The sequence below is a fragment of the Burkholderia sp. Ac-20353 genome, assembly GCF_017104785.1.
GTDB lineage: Bacteria > Pseudomonadota > Gammaproteobacteria > Burkholderiales > Burkholderiaceae > Burkholderia.
Map to the genome: position 1 here is coordinate 1 of NZ_JAAGPL010000371.1, position 3,793 is coordinate 3,793.

Below are 3,793 nucleotides of genomic sequence, written 5' to 3' on the forward strand. Positions count from 1 at the left end.
TCGCCGGCCTGCCGGCCGCGCCCGAGCCGGCGTTCCCGCCGTGCCCGGCGCGGCTCGGGCTGTATCCGGTCGTGCCGAGCGCGGACTGGGTCGAGCGGGTGCTCGACTGCGGCGTGCTGACCGTACAGCTGCGCGTGAAAGGTGCGGCGCCCGACGTGCTGCGCGCCGAGATCGCAGGTGCGGTCGCGGCGGGGCGTCGCCATCCGGATGCGCGCGTGTTCATCAACGATCACTGGCAGATCGCTGCAGATGCGGGCGCGTACGGCGTACATCTGGGACAGGAAGACCTCGAGACCGCCGATCTCGCCGCGATCGCGCGCGCGGGCCTGCGGCTCGGGCTGTCGAGTCACGGTTATTACGAAATGTTGCGCGCGCTGCACGTGCGTCCGAGCTATCTCGCGCTCGGGCCCGTGTTCGCGACCCGGACCAAGGCCGTCGCCGCGCCGCCGCAGGGGCTCGCCCGGATCGCCCGCTACGCGGCCTTCGCGGGCCCGCAGGCGCCGCTCGTCGCGATCGGCGGCGTCGCACCGGACACGCTGCCGGCCGTGCTGGCGACGGGCGTCGGCAGTGTCGCGGTGGTCAGCGCGGTGACGGGCGCCGCGGACTACCGTGCGGCGCTGGTTGCGTTGCAGCAAATGTTCACAGGATAATTTGACAATCGTTGACCGGACGGCCGAGGGCAGCGTCACGACATGTTTCCAATGCAGGCCCTATAATTCGGCGTTCTGCGTAAAAGGACTGTCAGCTCCGTGAGCCCTTCTCCCTCCGAGACACTGCTGGAACTCCGCGACGTCGATTTCGGTTACGGCGATCGCCTCGTGCTGTCGAACCTGAACCTGCGCTTCGCGCGCGGGCAGGTGGTCGCGGTCATGGGCGGCTCGGGCTGCGGCAAGACCACCGTGCTGCGCCTGATCGGCGGGCTCGTGCGCGCGCGCCGCGGCCAGGTGCTGTTCGATGGCGCGGACGTCGGCGCGCAGACGCGTGACGGCCTGTACGCGCTACGCCGCAAGATGGGGATGCTGTTCCAGTTCGGCGCGCTGTTCACCGACATGTCGGTGTTCGAGAACGTCGCGTTCGCGCTGCGCGAGCATACCGACCTCCCCGAGGAACTGATCCGCGATCTCGTGCTGATGAAGCTCAACGCGGTCGGCCTGCGCGGCGCGCGCGACCTGATGCCGTCCGAGGTGTCGGGCGGCATGGCGCGGCGCATCGCGCTTGCGCGCGCGATCGCGCTCGATCCGCAGCTGATCATGTACGACGAGCCGTTCGCGGGCCTCGACCCGATCTCGCTCGGCATCACCGCGAACCTGATCCGCACGCTGAACCACGCGCTCGGCGCGACGTCGATCCTTGTCACGCACGACGTGCCGGAATCGTTCGCGATCGCCGACTACGTGTACTTCCTGGCCAACGGCGGCGTGCTCGCGCAGGGCACCCCCGACGAGCTGCGCGCATCGACCGATCCGAGCGTGCGCCAGTTCATCGACGGCGCGCCGGACGGCCCGTTCAAATTTCATTACACGAGCCCGCCCCTCGGTGCGGACTTCGGGCTCGGCGGAGGGCGCGCATGATCAGCGCGATCGGACGTTACGTCATCGGCGGCCTCGAGCGCGCGGGCTACGGCACGCGCCTGTTCGTGCGCCTCGTGCTGGAATTCTTCCCGCTGCTGCGTCGGCCGCGGCTCGTCACGAAGCAGATCCACTTCCTCGGCAACTACTCGCTCGTGATCATCGCGGTGTCGGGCCTGTTCGTCGGCTTCGTGCTCGGCCTGCAGGGCTACTACACGCTGAACCGCTACGGATCCGAGCAGGCGCTCGGCCTGCTCGTCGCGCTGTCGCTCGTGCGCGAGCTCGGCCCGGTCGTCACGGCGCTGCTGTTCGCGGGCCGCGCGGGCACGTCGCTGACCGCCGAGATCGGCCTGATGAAGGCGGGCGAACAGCTGACCGCGCTCGAGATGATGGCCGTCGATCCGCTGAAGACGGTGATCGCGCCGCGCATGTGGGCGGGCATCATCGCGATGCCGCTGCTGGCCGCGATCTTCAACGCGGTGGGCGTGCTCGGCGGCTACTTCGTCGGGGTCGTGCTGATCGGCGTCGATCCGGGCGCGTTCTGGTCGCAAATGCAGGGCGGCGTCGAGGTCTGGGCCGACGTCGGCAACGGCGTGCTGAAGAGCATCGTGTTCGGGTTCGCCGTGACCTTCATTGCACTGTTTCAAGGGTACGAAGCGAAGCCCACGCCTGAAGGCGTGTCGCGCGCGACCACCAAGACGGTCGTGTTCGCGTCGCTCGCGGTACTCGGCCTCGATTTCCTGCTGACCGCGCTGATGTTCAGCTAAGCCTCAGCCAAGCCAAATTTTGGGATGACGATGAAAAAGACTGCTCTCGACTTCTGGGTCGGCCTGTTCGTGGTGCTAGGCTTCCTCGCGGTGCTGTTTCTCGCGCTGAAGGTCGGCAACATGAGCTCGCTGTCGTTTCAGCCGACGTATGCGGTGAAGATGAAATTCGACAACATCGGCGGCCTGAAGCCGCGCGCGGCAGTGAAGAGCGCGGGCGTCGTGGTCGGCCGCGTGCAGTCGATCGGCTTCGACACGAACACCTACCAGGCGCTCGTGACGATCGGTCTCGACAAGCAATACCAGTTCCCGAAGGACTCGTCCGCGAAGATCCTGACGTCGGGCCTGCTCGGCGAGCAGTACATCGGCCTCGAGCCGGGCGGCGATTCCGAGATGCTGAAGGGGGGCGACACGGTCACGATGACGCAGTCGGCGATCGTGCTCGAGAACCTGATCGGCCAGTTCCTGTACAGCAAGGCAGCGGACGCGGGTGGTGCGAAGCCGGCCTCCGGCGCAGCCGCCGCGCCTGCACCTGCCGCAACCGCCGCACCGGCACCGGTGCCGGCCGCCGCGTCGGGCGCCGCTGCGCAATAACCACACGAGAGAATTCAAGAGGGTAACGATCATGCAGACGATTCGCATCAGCCACGCCGCGCTCGCGGTCGCAGCGGTGACTGCACTGAGCGGCTGCGCCACCGTGCAGACGCCGACCAAGGGTGATCCGCTCGAAGGCTTCAACCGGACGATGTTCAAGTTCAACGACACCGTCGACACGTATGCGCTGAAGCCGGTTGCGCAGGGCTACCAGAAGGTCGTGCCGCAGCCGGTGCGCGACAGCGTGACGAACGTCTTCTCGAACGTTGGCGACCTCTACATCGCGGCGAACAATATCGTGCAGCTGCGGATCGCAGACGGTGTCGGCGACCTGATGCGCGTCGTGATCAACACGGTGTTCGGCGTCGGCGGCCTGTTCGACGTCGCGACGATCGCGAAGCTGCCGAAGCACACGGCCGATTTCGGCGTCACGATGGGCCGCTACGGCATGCCCGCGGGCCCGTACCTCGTGCTGCCGCTGCTCGGGCCGAGCACGGTGCGCGACGCGGCGGGCCTCGGCGTCGACTATGTCGGCAATCCGCTCACCTACGTGAAGCCGGACGGCCTGAGCTGGGGCGTCTACGGCGTGAACCTGATCAATACGCGCGCGAACCTGCTCGGCGCAGGCGACGTGCTCGAGGCGGCGGCGATCGACAAGTATTCGTTCGTGCGCAACGCGTACCTGCAGCGCCGCCAGATGCTGGTCGGCAACGCGCGCGGCGAAGCGGGCGCATCGTCGGGCAGCGAAGCGCTGCCGAAGTACGACCTGCCGGACGACGGTTCGGCAGCACCGGCAGCGGGGGCCGCCGGAGCGGCCGTCAGCGGCAGTGCGGCACCGGCGAGCGCCGCGGCGCCTGCAGCCGCGTC

General features: G+C 68.2%; 5 protein-coding genes. All 5 read left to right on the forward strand.

Going from position 1 to position 3,793, the window contains the following annotated elements:
* On the forward strand, positions 1-650 hold a 650-nt coding region (gene thiE, locus G3N94_RS40215), incomplete at its 5' end, for a thiamine phosphate synthase (RefSeq protein ID WP_205799739.1).
* 99 nt (positions 651-749) lie between these two features.
* Positions 750-1,571: an ABC transporter ATP-binding protein gene (locus G3N94_RS40220; protein ID WP_205799740.1), complete on the forward strand. Its 822-nt coding sequence runs from the start codon at positions 750-752 to the stop codon at positions 1,569-1,571.
* Positions 1,568-2,335 (forward strand): lipid asymmetry maintenance ABC transporter permease subunit MlaE, encoded by a 768-nt coding sequence (gene mlaE / locus G3N94_RS40225; protein WP_205799741.1) that lies wholly within the window; start codon positions 1,568-1,570, stop codon positions 2,333-2,335. Before G3N94_RS40220 ends, mlaE begins: the two co-directional genes overlap by 4 nt.
* Positions 2,336-2,359: 24 nt before the next feature.
* A complete protein-coding gene (gene mlaD, locus G3N94_RS40230; protein ID WP_205799742.1) occupies positions 2,360-2,926 on the forward strand; it encodes an outer membrane lipid asymmetry maintenance protein MlaD in 567 nt (188 codons plus the stop codon).
* Between the two features lie 31 nt (positions 2,927-2,957).
* Positions 2,958-3,793: VacJ family lipoprotein (locus G3N94_RS40235; RefSeq protein WP_205799743.1), on the forward strand; the 836-nt coding region annotated here is incomplete at its 3' end.